At 50.2% G+C, this 18,119-nt stretch carries 18 protein-coding genes, 2 tRNA genes and 1 pseudogene; 1 reads left to right on the forward strand and 20 read right to left on the reverse strand.

Going from position 1 to position 18,119, the window contains the following annotated elements; genetic code table 11:
• The 3 genes and pseudogenes from H8D24_07570 to H8D24_07580 all read right to left on the reverse strand — a co-directional run.
• The coding region (locus H8D24_07570; protein MBC8520248.1) for a hypothetical protein at positions 1-102 on the reverse strand (102 nt) is incomplete at its 3' end.
• Positions 103-330: 228 nt separating this feature from the next.
• A pseudogene (locus H8D24_07575) lies at positions 331-1,237 on the reverse strand (Bro-N domain-containing protein).
• A 129-nt stretch (positions 1,238-1,366) separates the two neighbouring features.
• Entirely contained in the window at positions 1,367-1,687 is a 321-nt protein-coding gene (locus tag H8D24_07580; GenBank protein MBC8520249.1) for a MarR family EPS-associated transcriptional regulator, read from the reverse strand.
• Positions 1,688-1,929: 242 nt separating this feature from the next.
• Between H8D24_07580 and H8D24_07585 the strand changes: the two genes are divergently transcribed.
• Positions 1,930-2,006, forward strand: a tRNA-Met gene (locus H8D24_07585).
• A 101-nt stretch (positions 2,007-2,107) separates the two neighbouring features.
• Here the strand turns inward: H8D24_07585 and nuoN are convergent.
• From nuoN to H8D24_07670, 17 genes are all read right to left on the reverse strand, one after another.
• Positions 2,108-3,562 (reverse strand): NADH-quinone oxidoreductase subunit NuoN, encoded by a 1,455-nt coding sequence (gene nuoN, locus H8D24_07590; protein MBC8520250.1) that lies wholly within the window; start codon positions 3,560-3,562, stop codon positions 2,108-2,110.
• Between the two features lie 8 nt (positions 3,563-3,570).
• A complete protein-coding gene (locus H8D24_07595; GenBank protein ID MBC8520251.1) occupies positions 3,571-5,085 on the reverse strand; it encodes an NADH-quinone oxidoreductase subunit M in 1,515 nt (504 codons plus the stop codon).
• Positions 5,086-5,103: 18 nt separating this feature from the next.
• Complete coding sequence (nuoL, locus tag H8D24_07600; protein MBC8520252.1) at positions 5,104-7,095, reverse strand: NADH-quinone oxidoreductase subunit L; 1,992 nt, start codon at positions 7,093-7,095, stop codon at positions 5,104-5,106.
• Between the two features lie 9 nt (positions 7,096-7,104).
• Positions 7,105-7,410, reverse strand: coding sequence for an NADH-quinone oxidoreductase subunit NuoK (gene nuoK, locus H8D24_07605; protein MBC8520253.1), 306 nt, complete (start codon positions 7,408-7,410; stop codon positions 7,105-7,107).
• Positions 7,407-8,030 carry an NADH-quinone oxidoreductase subunit J gene (locus H8D24_07610; protein MBC8520254.1) on the reverse strand — a complete coding sequence of 208 codons (624 nt, stop codon included), beginning with the start codon at positions 8,028-8,030 and terminating at the stop codon, positions 7,407-7,409. The genes nuoK and H8D24_07610 overlap by 4 nt, the downstream gene beginning before the upstream one ends.
• Complete coding sequence (gene nuoI / locus H8D24_07615; protein MBC8520255.1) at positions 8,030-8,614, reverse strand: NADH-quinone oxidoreductase subunit NuoI; 585 nt, start codon at positions 8,612-8,614, stop codon at positions 8,030-8,032. The genes H8D24_07610 and nuoI overlap by 1 nt, the downstream gene beginning before the upstream one ends.
• Positions 8,615-8,617: 3 nt before the next feature.
• Positions 8,618-9,667 (reverse strand): NADH-quinone oxidoreductase subunit NuoH, encoded by a 1,050-nt coding sequence (gene nuoH / locus H8D24_07620; GenBank protein MBC8520256.1) that lies wholly within the window; start codon positions 9,665-9,667, stop codon positions 8,618-8,620.
• On the reverse strand, positions 9,667-11,835 hold the full coding sequence (locus H8D24_07625) for an NADH-quinone oxidoreductase subunit G (protein ID MBC8520257.1): 2,169 nt from the start codon (positions 11,833-11,835) through the stop codon (positions 9,667-9,669). Before H8D24_07625 ends, nuoH begins: the two co-directional genes overlap by 1 nt.
• 147 nt (positions 11,836-11,982) lie before the next feature.
• Entirely contained in the window at positions 11,983-13,260 is a 1,278-nt protein-coding gene (gene nuoF / locus H8D24_07630; protein ID MBC8520258.1) for an NADH-quinone oxidoreductase subunit NuoF, read from the reverse strand.
• 2 nt (positions 13,261-13,262) lie between these two features.
• Positions 13,263-13,754, reverse strand: coding sequence for an NADH-quinone oxidoreductase subunit NuoE (gene nuoE, locus H8D24_07635; GenBank protein ID MBC8520259.1), 492 nt, complete (start codon positions 13,752-13,754; stop codon positions 13,263-13,265).
• 148 nt (positions 13,755-13,902) lie between these two features.
• On the reverse strand, positions 13,903-15,168 hold the full coding sequence (locus H8D24_07640) for an NADH-quinone oxidoreductase subunit D (protein ID MBC8520260.1): 1,266 nt from the start codon (positions 15,166-15,168) through the stop codon (positions 13,903-13,905).
• Positions 15,161-15,763 (reverse strand): NADH-quinone oxidoreductase subunit C, encoded by a 603-nt coding sequence (locus H8D24_07645; GenBank protein ID MBC8520261.1) that lies wholly within the window; start codon positions 15,761-15,763, stop codon positions 15,161-15,163. The genes H8D24_07640 and H8D24_07645 overlap by 8 nt, the downstream gene beginning before the upstream one ends.
• Before the next feature lie 2 nt (positions 15,764-15,765).
• Positions 15,766-16,242: an NADH-quinone oxidoreductase subunit B gene (locus H8D24_07650; GenBank protein ID MBC8520262.1), complete on the reverse strand. Its 477-nt coding sequence runs from the start codon at positions 16,240-16,242 to the stop codon at positions 15,766-15,768.
• Complete coding sequence (locus H8D24_07655; protein MBC8520263.1) at positions 16,233-16,589, reverse strand: NADH-quinone oxidoreductase subunit A; 357 nt, start codon at positions 16,587-16,589, stop codon at positions 16,233-16,235. Before H8D24_07655 ends, H8D24_07650 begins: the two co-directional genes overlap by 10 nt.
• Positions 16,590-16,722: 133 nt before the next feature.
• Positions 16,723-16,807, reverse strand: a tRNA-Leu gene (locus H8D24_07660).
• Between the two features lie 15 nt (positions 16,808-16,822).
• Positions 16,823-17,200, reverse strand: a complete 378-nt coding sequence (secG, locus tag H8D24_07665; protein ID MBC8520264.1) for a preprotein translocase subunit SecG — start codon at positions 17,198-17,200, stop codon at positions 16,823-16,825.
• 6 nt (positions 17,201-17,206) lie between these two features.
• Complete coding sequence (locus H8D24_07670) at positions 17,207-17,959, reverse strand: triose-phosphate isomerase (GenBank protein MBC8520265.1); 753 nt, start codon at positions 17,957-17,959, stop codon at positions 17,207-17,209.
• Positions 17,960-18,119: the final 160 nt, after the last annotated feature.

Here is an 18,119-nt window from a genome sequence, read left to right on the forward strand (position 1 = left end):
CATGCGGGAGAGGGGCCAGAGGCGTGTGCCGGAGCCACCTGCTAGGATGACTGCTGTGATTTTGAATTTTGAATTTTTAATGTTTAATTTTGAATTAGTCACTTTGCTCGCTTTGCTCGCAATTTTGAATGTTGAATGCTGAGGGTGAAGATGCGATATAAGGGGACACAATACTTAATTCGGGGATATGAGACGGATATCAGGGGATATAAGGGGACACGTAACAAGTACATGTCCCCTTATATCAGCCTGCGGCTGCTACTGGCCAGAGGCCATTCGGGGCGATTAAGTGCATAGTTATGGTGTTTTGTTGGATTAGGATATACGACATCAGCTATCGCCCTCCAGACGTAAGTTATTTGCATTATCTTGGCTGATTATGCTTTTTCCTGTTTTTGATTCGATCTCTTTTCTTGCAATCCCTGCAACATTTCCACCCTCTTTTGCTACTTTTTTGTTCTCGGTGAAGCTTTCTGGCTTTCTCTCTTTCGAGATTTCGGTTGTTGATGCCTCTGCAAGCATATTTAGAACCAGTTCAAGGTTGGTCATGTTGTCTCTTAGATTCTGCTTTTTGAGGCCTTTGTATTTTTTGTACTCTTTTACGCTTTTATCTGCCCATGCTTTGGTGATTTCATACCCCCACACTACAACCCTTCGGGTTACGGTGGTCTCAGGACAGGCACCCTCTCTTGCCTATCGGCAATTCACCTTGTCAGGTAAGTATGGCGAACTCTACCCCTTGTTTTATCCCTCTCTCTTGCCATTCATCGGTCAGTTCTTTTCTGACTTCTATGCTTTTGAGTCGTTGGTTGATCCACTCTTTGGAGTAGCCTTTTTTGAGGTAGGTTTGCATGGCTCGTTCAAAGGCTAGTTCTGGGTCTTCGGTCTCTTCTATCCGTTCGTAACCAACTTTTGCCAGCCACAGTTTGAATGGTTCTGCTTTGGGGGATGGGATGGATTGAATCAAGCGCAGTAAATTTTCTGTATCAACGGTATCAGTATTACGCATTTTCCCGTCCACTGCTCTCATTTTCAACACGTGACACTTTGTCACGGTTTCATTTCCTTCACCGATCAGCCTTTGTTTAAGTTTTCTCCAATAGGCTTGAGGATTTACACTACCTGTAAGTATCGAAATTACATCGATAATAGAAAAGTACCACTGCTCTTCCTCTTCATCCCAGTGACGACGAACCTCTTTTTGGTTAAAGAGGATGATTGTGTTTTCCTGCTTCATAATTTCTCTTCTTTGTCGCCAGGCCAATAGGGGATATAAGGGGACACAATACTTAATTCGGGGGTATGAGGGGGAGATATAAGGGGACACGTAACAAGTACATGTCCCCTTATATCCCCTTATATCGCATTACCCTTCTATCTCTTCCTGCAGCTGGGTGATCTCCATCTTCAACATCTCATACTCTTCCATCTTGCGCTGCAGGAACTCTATGGTGAGCTTTCCCTTCTCTTCGATCCCTTTTGGGGTGAGGAGGTAGGCGTATGATTGTTTGTTTTTGTTGTTGTGGAAGTTTTTTGCCTTGACCCACCCCTTTTCGATCAGTTTCTTCAGGCAGTAGTTGACTTTCCCCAGGCTGATTCCCATCTCGCTTGCGAGTTCTCTCTGGGTGCAGTCGGGGTTTTCTTGCAATCTACGTAGCAGATCGAAGTGGACTTCTTTTAGGGACACTGTGCGGTTTTTGTTGTAAAAGTGGGCGTCGGGAACGCTACCGCCACTCGAAGTTATCTGATTACTTCGAATGGTTGGTGGTGCTGAGCACCGTTTGAAGGTGACTTTATATCACTTTACGGTGGATCGTTCAAGTTTTGAACGCATAAAGAGGGGCTAATGAGTGCCCCCCTTTTCTGACTCTATTTCAAAAAAGAGGTTGCATACGATAACTGTCGTCTGTACTATACGCAACACTTTGATGCGGGGTGGAGCAGTCTGGTAGCTCGTCGGGCTCATAACCCGAAGGTCGTTGGTTCAAATCCGGCCCCCGCTACCAAATAGAAAAAAGGCCGGTCTCTTTTTGAGATCGGCCTTTTTGTTGTTTGAGATGGGCGTTATTAGCTAAATAACAGTAAAAACGCAGACCTGACCCCAATATTAGCCGATTGCGGTTTGGCAGATTAACATTAGCTGGCTTGGGAAGATGCCTAGTACCAGGACTATCAGTGCGTTTGCTGAGAGTGTTAGCCCTGCCGGATCTAGGCTGAATTGTGGTGAGGCACCACTGTTTTCATCTGCTACATCAAAGTACATTATCTTGATCACTCTCAGGTAGTAGTAGGCGCCGATAATCGAGAAGAATACGGCAGCTACTGCAAGCCAGACGAGGTCAACCGAGATCACCTGCTGCAGTACAGCGAGTTTTGCGTAGAAGCCGACGGTGGGCGGCACCCCTGCCATTGAGAACATCAGTATAAGCATCATCAGGGCGAACCAGGGGCTCTTCTTTGCCAGCCCCTTGTAGTCACTGATCTCCTCGGCCTCAAAGCCTCTGCGACTCATCAGCAGGATCATGCCGAAGCCACCGGCAGAGGTGAGTGCGTAGGTTATGGCGTAGAACATGGCCGATTCAAAACCGGCCTCTGTGCCGCTCAACACACCCAGCAGCAGGAATCCGATATGGGAGATGCCCGAGTAGGCGAGCATTCTTTTGAGGTTGGTCTGTGCGATCGCGATGATATTACCAAAGGCCATGGAGAGCAGTGCCAGGATGATCAGCATCGGCTGCCAATCCACAACCAGCCCGCCCAGACCATCCACCAGCAGGCGCATCACCATGGCAAAGGCGGCGATCTTGGGGGCACTACCGATATAGAGGGTTACCGAGGTTGGGGCACCGTGGTATACGTCCGGTACCCACATATGAAATGGCACTGCGCCCAGTTTGAAGGCGATACCGGAGACCATGAATACGAGACCAAATGTCAGCACCAGGCTCAGATCCTGATCACCACTCTGTAGCTGGATCGCCTTGGCAACCTCACCAATATTTAGTGTTCCTGTAGCACCGTAGATCATGGAGATGCCGTATAGCAGCATGCCGGATGCCAGCGCACCCAGTACAAAGTATTTCATCGCTGCCTCGGAGGCACGGGCAGAGTCGCGCTGCAGGGCAACCATCGCATACATGGAGAGGGACATCAGCTCCAGCCCCAGGTAGAGGGTGAGGAAGGAGTAGGAAGAGACCAGGACCATCATTCCTAGCACCCCAAACAGCCCCAGTACGAAGTATTCGCCGCGATAGAGGCCACGCTCTTGCTGGTACTCTTTTGAGTAGAGGAATACCATGGTGGTAATCAGCAGGATGGCGATTTTCAGCACATCACCCATGGAGTCACGGACAATGGAGCCGCTAAAGAGGATCTGGGACTCCCCTCCCATCCCCATTGCAACCACTGCAGCAGTAGCCAGCAGTGAGCCCAGTGTCAGCAACCAGGTGATGATTCGGCAACTGTCGCAGATAAAGAGGTCTACCAGTAGCACGACGCATGCCAGTGACAGAAGTGTGATTTCTGGTGCTACTGCGACAAGTTCTGCTATCTCAAAATTCATAATACTACTCACAATTTAGATACCGTCATCTGCTGCAGCAGGTGGTCAACCGATGCGTGCATGATATCGATTATTGGTGCGGGGTAGAGCCCCATTCCCAGTACTGCGGCAGCCAGTATCGACATCATCAGGAACTCTCGGCCAGTTATGTCGCTCAACCCAGCAACTCCCTCATTGGCCACTTTTCCATAGACTACGCGCTTGTACATCCAGAGGGTATAGGCGGCACCAAGAATCAGGGTGGTGGCGGCAAGGAAGGCGATCCAGAAGTTTGCACGGAAGGATCCGAGAATAACCATAAACTCACCGACAAAACCGGAGGTGCCGGGCAGCCCTGCATTGGCCATGGAGAAGAAGAGCATAAATGCGGCAAATGCCGGCATGGTGTTGGCAACACCGCCGTAATCGTTGATCTGGCGGGAGTGGAGGCGATCATAGAGAACACCAACACTCAGGAACATTGCGGCTGAGATAAATCCGTGTGAGATCATCTGTGCCAATGCACCCTCAACTCCGATAGCAGCGCCAGCCATGCTGCCACTATCCTTGAAGATCATGAATGGGATAAAGAATCCAAGGGTTACAAACCCCATATGGGAGATCGACGAGTAGGCGATCAGCTTCTTCATATCCTGCTGTACCAGAGCCACAAAGCCGATGTAGACCACAGCGATCAGTGAAAGCGTAATCATAAATGTATCGAGCTCACTGCTGGCATCGGGAACAATCGGCAGACTGAAGCGGAGGAAGCCGTAGGCACCCATCTTCAGCATGATTGCCGCCAGCACCACTGAGCCACCGGTTGGGGCCTCTACGTGGGCGTCCGGTAGCCAGGTGTGGACCGGCCACATCGGAACCTTGACCGCAAAGGCGAGCAGGAAGGCAAAGAAGATCAGCATCTGTGCCGTCATCCCGATCTTCAGGTCATGGTAGGCGAGGATCGAGAAGGTGTTGCTCTCGCTGTAGAGCCAGAGCAGTGAGATCAGCATAAATACCGACCCCAGGAAGGTGTAGAGGAAGAACTTGATGGTGGCGTAGACACGGTTTGGGCCGCCCCAGACACCGATAATAATGAACATCGGGATCAGCATCGCCTCCCAGAAGATGTAGAAGAGGATCGCATCCAGTGCTGCGAAGACCCCGTTCATCAGTCCGGTCATGATCAGGAAGGCAGCCATGTATTGTGAGTTTCTGTCCTGAATTACCTCCCATCCGGCAATCACTACAATCACAGTGATAAAGCTGGTGAGGACGATAAAGGGCATGGAGATTCCATCAACTCCAAGGTGGTAGTTGATATTGAATGGCTCAATCCACGGGGCCATCTCCACAAACTGCATCAGATAGGTGGAGCGGTCGAAATCGGTCAGCAGCGAGAGCGAGATCAGCAGGGTGATGATAGAGAAGGCCAGTGCAGTGACCCGCCCAAAGACCCCACGCTGGTCACCAACCACCAGGGTGAGCAATCCTCCCAGGATGGGTACCCAGATCAGTAAACTCAGTAAATTGCTACTTGAATCCATTGTTATCTTCCGTAGTCCCTATCGGTAAATCACCCAGGCCAGCATAATCAGCAGACCAATAATCATTGCAAATGCGTAGTGGTATAGATAGCCACTCTGCAGATGACGAATCACTGCGGCAATCTTCCCTACCCCACGGGCAGAGCCATTAACCATCAGCCCATCAATCAGTTTTGTGTCACCGACCTTCCAGAACAGGCCACCAAGGCCACGGGAACCACCGGCAAAGAAGATCTCGTTGAAGCTGTCAAAGCCATATTTGTTCTCAAGAATGCGATGCAGGGTAGAGAAACGAGCCCTGATCATCTCTGGAATATCTGTGCGCACCATATAGAGATAGTAGGCAGTACCAACACCGGCCATCGCCAGCCAGAATGGAGGAGCCATCATCCCGTGGAGGACAAACCCGAAGACACCGTGGAAGCTCTCACCAACCTGTGCCAATACATCATGCTCCGGCTTGACCTGGATTGCGTCACCAAAGAAACCTGCAAAGAGCATCGGCTCCACATAGAGTGCGCCGATAATGACCGAGGGGATTGCCAGTGCAATCAGTGGACCGGTTACCACCCATGGGGTCTCGTGCGGCTCATGGACACCATGGTGGCCATGATCATCATCCTCATCGCCATGATGGCTTGCAGATTCACGGAAACGCTCCGGGCCATGGAAGGTGAGGAAGAACATGCGGAAGCTGTAGAGTGCGGTGATAAAGACACCGGAGAGTACTGCTATATAGGCGAAGGTGGAGCCAGAGACAGTTGAGGCGTGCACCGCCTCGATAATCGCATCCTTGGAGAAGAATCCGGCAAAACCGGGGAAGCCGATCAGTGCCAGGGAGCCAACCAGTGAGGTCCAGTAGGTGATCGGCATATATTTTTTCAGTCCACCCATGCGGCGCATATCCTGCTCATGGTGCATCGCGATAATGACCGAACCGGCTGCCAGGAAAAGTAGCGCCTTGAAGAAGGCGTGGGTCATCAGGTGGAAGACGCCGGCAGCGTAGGCCGAGGCACCAAGTGCCACAGTCATATATCCAAGCTGGGAGAGGGTCGAATAGGCAACAACGCGCTTGATGTCGTGCTGTACCAGGCCGAGGAAACCCATAAATAGTGCAGTAATGGCGCCAATCACCATGACTACGGATAGCGCTGTCTCCGAGAGCTCAAATAGCGGTGACATCCGCGCCACCATAAAGATACCAGCGGTAACCATGGTTGCGGCATGGATGAGAGCAGAGATAGGGGTCGGGCCCTCCATCGAATCCGGGAGCCAGACATGGAGTGGAACCTGTGCCGATTTACCCATGGCACCAACAAATAGCAGGATGCAGATCACACTCATTACCGACCACTCACTATCACCCAGGATATTGATGGTCTGCCCCTCAACGGCTGCGGTACCGGCAAAGACCTCAGCGTAATCCATCGACCCGAAGTAGAGCAGTATCGCAGCGATACCAAGCAGGAAGCCAAAGTCACCGACACGGTTGACCAGGAAGGCCTTGAGGTTGGCGTAGATTGCTGTCTCTTTCTGATACCAAAAACCGATCAGCAGGTAGGAGACCAGTCCAACCGCCTCCCAGCCGAAGAAGAGCTGCATGAAGTTGTTGGACATCACCAGCATAAACATGGAGAAGGTGAAGAGAGAGATGTAGCTGAAGAAGCGCTTGTACCCCGGATCCTCCTGCATGTAGCCAATGGTGTAGATATGGACCATCAGGGAGACAAAGCTGACCACCACCAGCATCATTGCCGTTAACTGATCTACCAGAAAGCCGACATTGAAAGAGACGCCATCACTCACCAGCCAGGTGTAGACGTTGCCGTTGAAGGTGTTGCCATCAATCGCCGTATCCTTGAATACGACAAGGGCGAGAATAAAGGAGATTGCTACACCACCAATGGTGACGATATGGGCAATTTTACGCTCCATCCAGTGGCCAAAGAGGCCAGCCAGCAGGCTGCCTATCAGTGGGGCCAGAACAATTCCAAGGTAGACTGATTTCATAATATTCCCCTACCCCCTCAACTCATCAAGATCATCGACATTGATGGTTCGACGATTACGGAACAGCAATACCAGAATTGCCAACCCAATAGCCGCCTCTGCAGCAGCCACAGTCAATATAAAGAAGACAAAGACCTGTCCCGCTGTATCTCCAAGATAGTGGGAAAAGGCTACAAAATTCATGTTAACCGAGAGCAGCATCAGCTCGATCGCCATCAGCAGGATGAGGACATTCTTCCTGTTGATAAAGATACCTGCCATGCTCAGGGTAAAGAGCAGTGCGCCGAGGATCAGGAAGTCAGAAAGTTCAATCATGACTCGCTCTCCTGTTCTGATGAGAACTTCGTTGCGGATGGGATATCAAGCAGACGTACGCGATCGCTGCGATTAACGCGATGCTGATCTGGAATATTCTGCTTTTTGCTCTCCCCCCGACGCCGGAATGTGAGGCCGATGGCCGCCACAATCGCAATCAGCAGAATGGCTGCTGCCACCTCAAAAGAGTATAGATGTGTTGTATAGAGCTGCTCACCCAACTCTTTGGTATTACTGTAGTCGGCCCCATGTGGAACCGGGGCAGGGAAATTCTCACTACTGAAGTAGCGCCCCCCCAGAACTATCCCCATCTCGAAGACAATAGTTACAGCAACCAGTATCCCGGCTGGCAGGTAACGGGTGAAGCCCTCGCGGAGCGGCTCCATGTTCATGTCGAGCATCATCACCACAAAAAGGAAGAGCACCATCACTGCACCCACATAGACCAGCACCAGGGTGATGGCGAGGAACTCGGCCTCCAGCAACAGCCAGAGGGCTGAGGTGGTAAAGAATGCAAGAATCAGGAAGATTGCCGCATGGACAGCGCTCTTTGCGGTAATAACACGGAAGGCTGCGAAAAGTAGAATTGCACTAAAGAGATAGAAAAGGAGAGCAGTCATTATCTGTATCTCCCATCAATTTCAAGATCAGCCGTCAGTTGTGGCTCCTGTTCATCCCCAATCCTCAACAGTGCCTCCTTGGTCATGACATTCTCGCCACGCTCCTCAAAACTGTATTCATAAATTCTTGTCTCTACAATTGCCTCAACAGGGCAGGCCTCTTCACAGTAACCACAGAAGATGCATTTAAATAGATCAATCTCATATTTTGTTGTTCTGCGATTGCCGTAGTTTCTTGATCTGCCAGCACCATTACCAACCTTCGGCTGTTCGGGGCGGTTACCAACCTTCGGCTGTTCGGGGCGATTACTCTCAGGTGCATCCTCATCTCGCGGTGCCGCCTCGATAGTAATTGCCATCGCAGGACATACTGCCTCGCAGAGCTTACAGGCGATACAGCGCTCCTCGCCATCCGGGTAGCGGCGCAGGGCGTGCAGGCCACGGAAACGTGGGGACTGCGGAGCCTTCTCCTCTGGATAGTTGAGGGTAAACTTTTTCTTGAAGAGATTTCTTCCAGTAACATTCATGCCCTGGAAGAGCTCCCAGAATGTCCATGTCTTGATGATCTTAATCAGCTTATCCATTCATCAAGCTCCCAACACACCATCAAACCAAGGGCCAATTTCCGCATAAATAGCCACGCCTTCCACAAACAGCCAGAAGATTGTCACCGGTAAAAATACCTTCCACCCAAGACGCATTAGCTGGTCATAGCGGTAACGGGGGAACGTTGCTCTAAACCATAGGAAAAGGAAGAGGAAGATCGACATCTTCATCAACAACCAGAATAGTCCAGGAACCCACGCTGTCATCTCACCCAACAGAGGAACACCTGCAAATGGTGAGAGCCACCCACCAAGGAAGAGGATACTTGCCAATGCTGCAATCAGAATCATATTGGCATACTCAGCGAGGAAGAAGATCGCAAAGGTCATGCCTGAATACTCCACATGGAAACCTGCCACGATCTCGGACTCACCTTCCGCAACATCAAACGGTGCACGATTTGTCTCTGCAACCCCGGAGAGAAAATAGACCACAAAGAGCGGTAGCAGAGGTAACCAGTACCAATCAAGAAGAGTACCTTCTTGAGCACGAACAATATCGCCAAGATTGAGGCTGCCAGCAGCCATCAGTACACCAACCAGCGCAAATCCCATTGCAATCTCATAGGAGACCACCTGAGCCGCCGAGCGCAGCGCCCCGAGGAATGCATACTTCGAGTTGGAGGCCCATCCGGCAATAATTACACCATAAACTCCAACTGAGGTAAGGGCCAGAATATATAACAGACCAGCATCAAGATTTGACAGCACCATTCCATCATCAAACGGAATTACCGCCCAGGCAGCCAGTGCTGGTGCAATAGAGAGCACTGGTGCCACTACAAACAGGGCCTTGTTTGCACCAGTTGGGAGGATAATCTCCTTGAACATCAATTTCAGTGCATCGGCAATCGGTTGCAACCACCCTTTTGGACCAACCCGGTTTGGTCCAACACGAACCTGCATATAACCAATGATTTTCCGTTCTGCATAAGTGAGATAGGCAACACTAATCATCAGCGGAGCCACAATGGCAACAATCTTGATCAAGGTCCAGAGCACAGTGATCACCTCATCTGGCAGTCCAAACATTATATTGCACCTCCATTCTCAACTCGAGAAAAGGATATCTGCTGTAGTGGTTCAGAGCGACGCACAAGTGCATCAACCTGATAGATTGGTGATCCAGCTTCAGTAGTTGATTCCTGATCCCCAAGATCAGATGGGGCACTCCATGACCACTGCTTGTCATCAGCTTGATCACAGGCACTCTTTAACTCTTCCAGAATATCTTCTGAACTGTCAAAATCAAACCCATCAATATTGGCCAACGTACCAAGCACTCTCAAAATCTTCCAGCCTGGGCGTGATCCACCCATTGGTGCCACTGCTCCGCTGAAGCTCTGCCACTTACCCTCTGCATTTACAAAAGTACCAGAGGTCTCGCTGAATGCCGCCATGGGCAGGATAACATCTACATTATCTCTTATTACCGGGTCTGCAAACAGGGATAGTGAAACCACAAAATTACTGGAGTTGACAAGATCAGCAGAGATATCTCGCCCCCCCTCAACTCCTGTCAGCACCAGTGCTTTGGGTGGCAGCTCTACCATTGTTGCAATATCTTTTCCTGTTGCATCAACAGATGCACCAGCCACACCACTGTGTGGAACAGCACCAGCAAGTGCTCCACCAAGAGCATTGGAACCTTCAGTTACAACACTGAATATTCCGGAAGCCATCGTTGCGATTGCCCCTGCAAGGGCATAGATTACTGACTGGTTCCGGTCCCGATAGGCGATCTCACCCATCAACACCATACTCTTCGCCCCATTAATCAGTGAGTCTGCAACTGCTCTATGTGACTCTGTAACTACAGCATTTGAGACCAGAGCCGACAGGCCTGCTAGCTCACCACCCTTGCCAAGATCAACCATTGCCTTGGTGACTGCAGCTAAATCACTGGTTAAGCGGTCAGTCACTATCTGCTCGGAGAGGGAAAAATTAAACTCAATACCGTCAGGATTAAGTGTTGAAACAGCACCACCATTCAGGGCGGCCTTGCGGACTCTGTGGGATAACAGGGGCTGCTCATGTCGCAGATTGCTGCCTACAATCAGAATGGAGTCCATCCCTTCAATATCATTAATGGAGCACCCCAGTTGTGGCGCGATCTGTTCTGATTGAGCGGAGAAATCCTGTTGGTGCAATCGGTAATCAATATTTGATGAACCCAATCCACGCATCAATTTTTGTAACAGATAAAACTCTTCTGTCGTGCTACTTGGTGAGGCAACAGCACCTATGGCATCGCCACCATGTTCTGATGCAGCCGCCTTGAGACCATTAACAGCAGTCTCCAGTGCAGTCTGCCAATCTGTCTCTACCAGCTCACCAGATTCATCCCGCACCATTGGCTGGGTTGATCTGTCATCACTACCGAGTCCGAGATAGCTAAAACGGTCACGATCAGAGATCCAGATCTCATTGATATCCCCGTTTTCTCGTGGGATAACTCGCATCACCTTACCCTGACGAGTCTGGATCTGAATATTAGAGCCAACCGCATCATGAGGTGCGATACCCGGCAGACTATTCATCTCCCATGAACGTGCCGAAAAGAGGAATGGCTTTGAGAGTAGTGCACCAACCGGACAGAGGTCGATCATATTGCCCGACAGCTCTGAACTCAGGGTTTTACGTACATAGGTACCAATCTCCATATGATCACCACGTCCGGTACCACCAAGCTCTGTTACTCCAGCAATCTCTGTGCTGAAACGTATACAGCGGGTACAGTGGATACAGCGAGTCATCTCGGTTGATACCAGAGAACCATAATCCTTGTCTTTTACAATCCGCTTGTTCTCACCATATCTGGCTTTATATCCTCCATACCCCAGAGCCATCTCCTGCAGATCACACTCCCCGCCCTGATCACATACCGGGCAGTCCAGTGGATGGTTGATCAGCAGGAACTCCATCACGCTCTTCTGTGCAGCAATGGCTTTTGGTGACTTTGTCCACGCCTTCATGCCGTCAGTTACCGGGGTTGCACAGGCAGGGAGCATCTTTGGTGCATTCTCAACCTCAACCAGACACATCCGACAGTTGGCTGAGACAGAGAGTTTCTTGTGATAACAGAAACGCGGGATCGAGATGTTATTGGCATCAGCAACCTCAATCAACATCTGCCCCTGCCTGGCTTCAAGCTGAGTATTGTTGATTTCAACAGTAACTATGTCTTTCTGCGTATCCATTGTCATTAATAGTCTCTAAAGTTTCGACAGTCCTGTATCTACAGCACGTTCAGGCACATCCCTGTGTCACTCGGCTACACCCATCCAGGGCACAGACGGCTGTAGCTGCAGGATTGTCAAAACTTATACAAATATTCATATCTCTCTCTACCAGTCCGATGTCACCATGCACTGCTTGTGGTCAATATGGTGCTGGAATTCATCACGATAATGTTTCAGGAAGCTGCGTACAGGCATCGCCGCTGCATCTCCCAACGCACAGATGGTGTTGCCCTCAATGTTTCCAGCTACACTGTCGAGCAGATCAATATCTTCCTGAGCTCCACTGCCATCCTCAATTCTCTGGGTTACCCGTGAGAGCCAACCCGTACCCTCACGGCACGGGGTGCACTGCCCGCAGGACTCCTCATAATAGAAGTAGGCCAGACGGGCCAGAACCCGTGGCATGCAGGTAGTCTCATCCATCACGATCACAGAGCCTGCACCAAGCATGGAACCCGCTGATGCGATGGAGTCATAGTCCATATTGATCTCCATCATCTGCTCGCCCGGTACTACTGGAGTAGATGATCCGCCCGGAATTACAGCCTTCAGTTGGTGTCCATCTCGAACTCCGCCTGCCATCTCCAGCAGTTCGGAGAATGGTGTTCCCATTGGAACTTCGTAGTTCCCAGGCCTATTTACATGGCCTGATACGGAAAACAGTTTCTCCCCTCCAGCATTGGGTAGCCCCTGATCGAGGAACCACTGTCCACCTTTAGAGAGAATAACCGGAATAGAGGCGAGACTCTCTGTGTTATTTATTGTGGTGGGACGACCATAGAGACCAAATCCGGCAGGGAATGGCGGCTTGAAACGCGGCTGCCCCTTCTTGCCCTCAATGGAATTCAGTAGTGCTGTCTCTTCACCACAGACATAGGCACCAGCACCAAGATGGGAGTGGAGCTGAAAGTCAAAACCGCTACCGAGAATATTATCTCCCAGCAGTCCGGCGGCACGCGCCTCTTCCAGTGCCCCCTCAAAGCGGCTGTATGGCTCCCAGAACTCGCCGCGGATATAGTTGTAGCCAGCCGATGCGCCGATACAGTAACCGGCAATAATCATCCCCTCAATCAGTTGATGAGGGTTGTAGCGGAGGATGTCACGGTCCTTGCAGGTTCCAGGCTCACCCTCGTCCGAATTGCAGACTATATATTTCTGTCCCGGCGCACTACGGGGCATAAAGCTCCACTTCAGCCCGGTTGGAAAACCTGCACCACCGCGTCCACGCAGGGCAGATAGTTTAATCTCTTCAATCAACTCTTCTGGCGAGGTTTTCTCACCAAGTATTTTTTTTACCACCTCATAGCCGCCACTGCTCTGGTAGGCGGCGAGGGTCCAGGAGTTCTCGAGGTGGTTATTTCTGAAACAGACCTGATTAGCCATGGTTAGCTCTCCTGCCTCAGTTCGTCGAGTAGACTGTCAATCTTCTCGGGGTTGAGGTGCTCATGGTAGTGCTCCCCCACCTGCATGACCGGGGCATTGACACAGGCACCCAGACACTCCACCTCTTTCAGAGAGAAGACTCCATCTTCGGTAACCTCACCAAATCCAATACCAAGCTTCTCTTCAAGGTGATCAACAACCCCTTTTGAATTTCTCAACATGCAGGATATGTTGGTGCAGACACAGAGTTTGTGTTTACCGACCGGTTTATGTTCATACATGGAGTAGAAGGTGGCAACCTCGTAGACATTGATTGGCGGCATATCCAGATACTCGGCCACCTCATCCATCATTTCCGTGGTCAGTGATCCACTATTTTCGTCCTGGACAATACGCAGTGCAGCCATTACTGCAGACTGCTTCTGCTCTTCTGGATATTTTTCAATCCAGCGATCAATGTCTGCACGTGCTGCTTCTGAGATTGTCATGCCCATTACAAATCTCCACCGACAGCACGGTTCAGCTCATAACAATATGGGAAATTCAGCACGTTGCGAGTATATCCATATACGCTCGACTGCGGCCATCCCTGGCCACTGACGGCTGAATTTCCCATATTGTCATAACCTATGTAATGCTTGTTCATCGATCAATCTCACCAAATACAACGTCCATGGTACCAATCACTGTTACCACATCAGCCAGCATATGTCCCTTAACCATATCTTCCATGGCAGCCAGATGGGCAAAACCTGGGGCTCTAATCTTGAGTCGGTAGGGCTTGTTTGCACCATCAGAGAGAATATAGGTGCCAAACTCTCCCTTGGGATGCTCTACCGCTGCATAGGCCTCACCCTTGGGAATTGTGTATCCCTCTGTAAAGTATTTGAAGTGGTGGATCAGTGACTCCATCCCCTCCTTCATCTCTGCACGCGGTGGTGGAGCCACCTTCTGGTCAGCAGCCATAACCGGCCCTGAATTACTCTTCAACCAATCTACACACTGCTTGATGATGCGGTTTGATTGGCGCATCTCCTCCATTCTGACCAGATAACGATCGTAACTGTCGCCATTTACTCCAACCGGAATCTCAAAATCAAGTCTGTCATAGACCTCGTAAGGCTCCTTGCGACGCAGGTCCCATGGAATGCCGGAACCTCGGATCATTGGTCCTGTAAACCCAAGCTGCCTGGCCAGATCCGGGGGAATAATGCCGATATCAACAGTCCGCTGTTTCCAGATACGGTTATCGGTTAGAAGAGTCTCGTACTCATCAACCAGTTTGGGGAAACGCTCGGTAAAGTTCTCGATAAAGTCCAGCACAGAACCATCACGTCCTATATTCTGTCGCTCCAGATCCTTATCGCTTCTCCAGCGATTTGGCTTGTGCTTTGGCATCTCGTCTGGCAGGTCACGATAGACCCCGCCAGGGCGATAATATGCTGCATGCATACGGGCACCGGAGACCGCTTCATAGAGATCCATCAGATCTTCACGCTCACGGAAGCAGTAGAGGAATACTGTCATTGCACCCACGTCCAGCGCATGGGTTCCCAGCCACATCAGGTGGTTGAGGATTCGGGTGATTTCGTCAAACATCACCCTGATATATTGTGCTCTCTCCGGAACCTCCAGCTGCAGCATCTTCTCGATAGTCATCACATATGCGTGTTCATTGCACATCATGGAGACGTAATCGAGTCGATCCATATAGGGGATGCTCTGGTTATACATCCTCTTTTCTGCAAGCTTCTCTGTTGCACGATGCAGTAGACCAATATGTGGATCTGCACGTTCAATCGTCTCGCCGTCCATCTCCAGGATAAGGCGCAACACACCATGCGCAGCAGGGTGCTGAGGACCGAAGTTAAGCGTAAAATTCTTGATCTCTGTCGCTGACTCAGACATAGCGATTGTCCTTGCGCACTACACGTGGAGTATTCACCCTCTCCTCAATGGATACAGGCTCATAAACAACCCTCTTCTGCAGATCGTCATATCGCATCTCGACATTGCCAACCATAGGGAAGTCCTTGCGGAATGGGTGTCCAATAAAACCGTAGTCAGTTAAAATTCTTCTAAGATCTGGATGCCCATCAAATACAATCCCAAACAGGTCGAACGCCTCTCGTTCATACCAGTTTACAGATTTCCAGATATCGATAACCGATGGCACAATCGGAAATTCATCATCTTCAGCAAAGACGCGCACTCGCAAGCGCTCATTAAGACGGGTAGACAGAAGATGAAGAACGACTGCATAACGTCTCCCCGTCCATACCTCCCCTGCCTCTTTTCCATATTCCGAGTAATCAACCCCACAAAGGTCAATCAGCTGATCTAGCTGAAAATGTGCCCTCTCTTGTAGAGCACCACAAAATGCAAGGTAGTCAGATGCGCTAACCTCAACTGTCAGCTCACCAAGCTCATCACTAAACGAGAGCTCCATATCCTCAAACCGCTCCTCAATCCGCTCCTGCAGTGTGTCGTCAGTCAGTGCCATTATTAACGTGCAATTGTGTTGGTACGACGAATCTTGTCGTGCAGTTGAAGAATTCCGTAGAACAGCGCCTCTGCAGTTGGTGGACAACCGGGCACATATATATCTACCGGCACGATACGGTCACAACCACGTACAACTGAATATGAGTAGTGGTAATAGCCTCCACCATTGGCGCAGGATCCCATGGATATTACCCAGCGTGGTTCGGACATCTGGTCATAGACTTTGCGCAGTGCAGGGGCCATCTTGTTGACCAGGGTTCCTGCCACGATCATCACATCAGACTGGCGTGGACTGGGGCGGAAAATCATGCCGAAACGGTCAAGATCATAACGTGCTGCCGCAGAGTGCATCATCTCAACCGCACAACAGGCAAGACCAAAAGTCATTGGCCACATGGAACCAGTACGAGCCCAATTGATAAGTTTGTCAGCAGTGGTGGTTACAACACCCTCTTCAAGTAGCCCCTCTATTCCCATTCCAGAGCCCCCTTCTTCCACTCATAGATAAATCCGATCACCAAAATAGTCAGGAAAATACCCATTGCAACCAGACCCACTACCCCGATCTTGTCGAGCACAATGGCCCATGGAAAGAGGAATGCAATTTCCAGATCAAAGATAATAAAGAGGATTGCGACCAGATAGAAACGTACATCAAACTTCATGCGCGAGTCCTCGAAGGGCTCGAATCCACACTCATAAGGAGAATTCTTCTCTCTGTCTGGACGATGCTCACCTAACAGAAAACCTATAGCTATCGGACCGACTCCGACAGCAAGGCCAATGACAATAAACATCAAAACAGGTAGGTAATTTTCTAACATTATTATTGTATTATTCCCGCTCCATCCAACGGAAAGCCCAGTGTACCTTTTCTCAACAGGATGGACAAAAAAATCCACCCTCTATCTTACCCAAATCTTGCAAGTAATCGTGCAAGCTCCAGGTCTTAAAAAATGGTGCCGAAGGCCGGACTTGAACCGGCACGGCTTACGCCACTACCCCCTCAAGATAGCGTGTCTACCAATTCCACCACTTCGGCAATAAAAACTATCTCTTACTTCTCTTCAGGAACCGGTATGCCACCACTTGGGCCCGCCCCCTGCTCAGTCAACTGCTCAAGAATCTTCTCTTCAACAGGCACCTGCCCCCCTCTCTCTTCAACAGGCTGTAGGCGATCAACCACACTGGTTGCCACCTCTTCCTTATTTCCAGAAAAGTATGCCAAAGAGAGGCTGGTGATGAAAAATATTGTTGCCAATCCGGCAGTTAGTCGTGTCATGAAGGATGCTGACCCCTCAGATCCAAAAACTGTTGCAGAGGCACCACTACCAAATGCAGCGCCCGCATCTGCCCCTTTGCCCTGCTGTATCAAAATAAGTCCAACCATCGCTACTGCCGCGAAAACGTGAACCAATAAAAGTATTGTCTGCATCTTTACTTATCCTGCGGCGCGACCAATTGCGAGGAAATCTTCTGCCTTCAGAGAAGCTCCGCCAATCAATCCACCATCAATATCTGGCTGAGCCAGAAGATCTGCTGCATTACCTGCATTCATGCTGCCGCCGTACTGAATACGCAGACCATCAGCCACTGCCTGATCCTGTTTACCAACATGTGCGCGTATAAAGGCATGAACCTCTTGCGCCTGTTCAGGGGAGGCAGTCTTTCCTGTACCGATTGCCCATACAGGCTCGTAGGCAATAATTGAGTTCTCAAGCGCCGCCACACCATAAGCATTAATTACTGCGTCGATCTGCCGTGCACAAACTGCCTCTGTTACCCCCTCTTCGCGCTCCTCCAGAAGCTCGCCAACACATAGAATTGGAGTAATTCCTGCATCCTGTGCCGCCTTGAACTTTTCTGCCACCAGCTCGTCACTCTCACCACGAATATTACGACGCTCTGAATGACCAACAATTACATATTTACAGTTGAAATCATTAAGCATGGAACCTGCTACCTCACCTGTATAGGCTCCTGATGCTGCATTACTTAGATCTTGTCCGCCCAGTGCGATATCTGTCCCTGCAACCAGTGCCGAGACCTCAGCAAGATAGGCCGCAGGTGGACATACCGCCATCTCGGCGACATTCACCTCTCCGATTCCACTCTTCAGACCAGCCACCAGAGCACGAATACTCTCGAGTGATCCATTCATTTTCCAGTTTCCAGCAATAATTGGCTGACGCATTGGTAACTCCCTTCCACGAAATTGCAGCGGCGAATCTTAGCGATTCAGCGCCAATAAATCAATCTAAATTGGTAACTACTCAACAGATGCTAGGACTACAAAGGGGTCAGGTCTTTACTTTTGCGCGCAAAAGTAAAGACCTGACCCTCCAAGCTGCTTT

The organism is Candidatus Thiopontia autotrophica (genome assembly GCA_014384675.1).
Lineage (GTDB): Bacteria > Pseudomonadota > Gammaproteobacteria.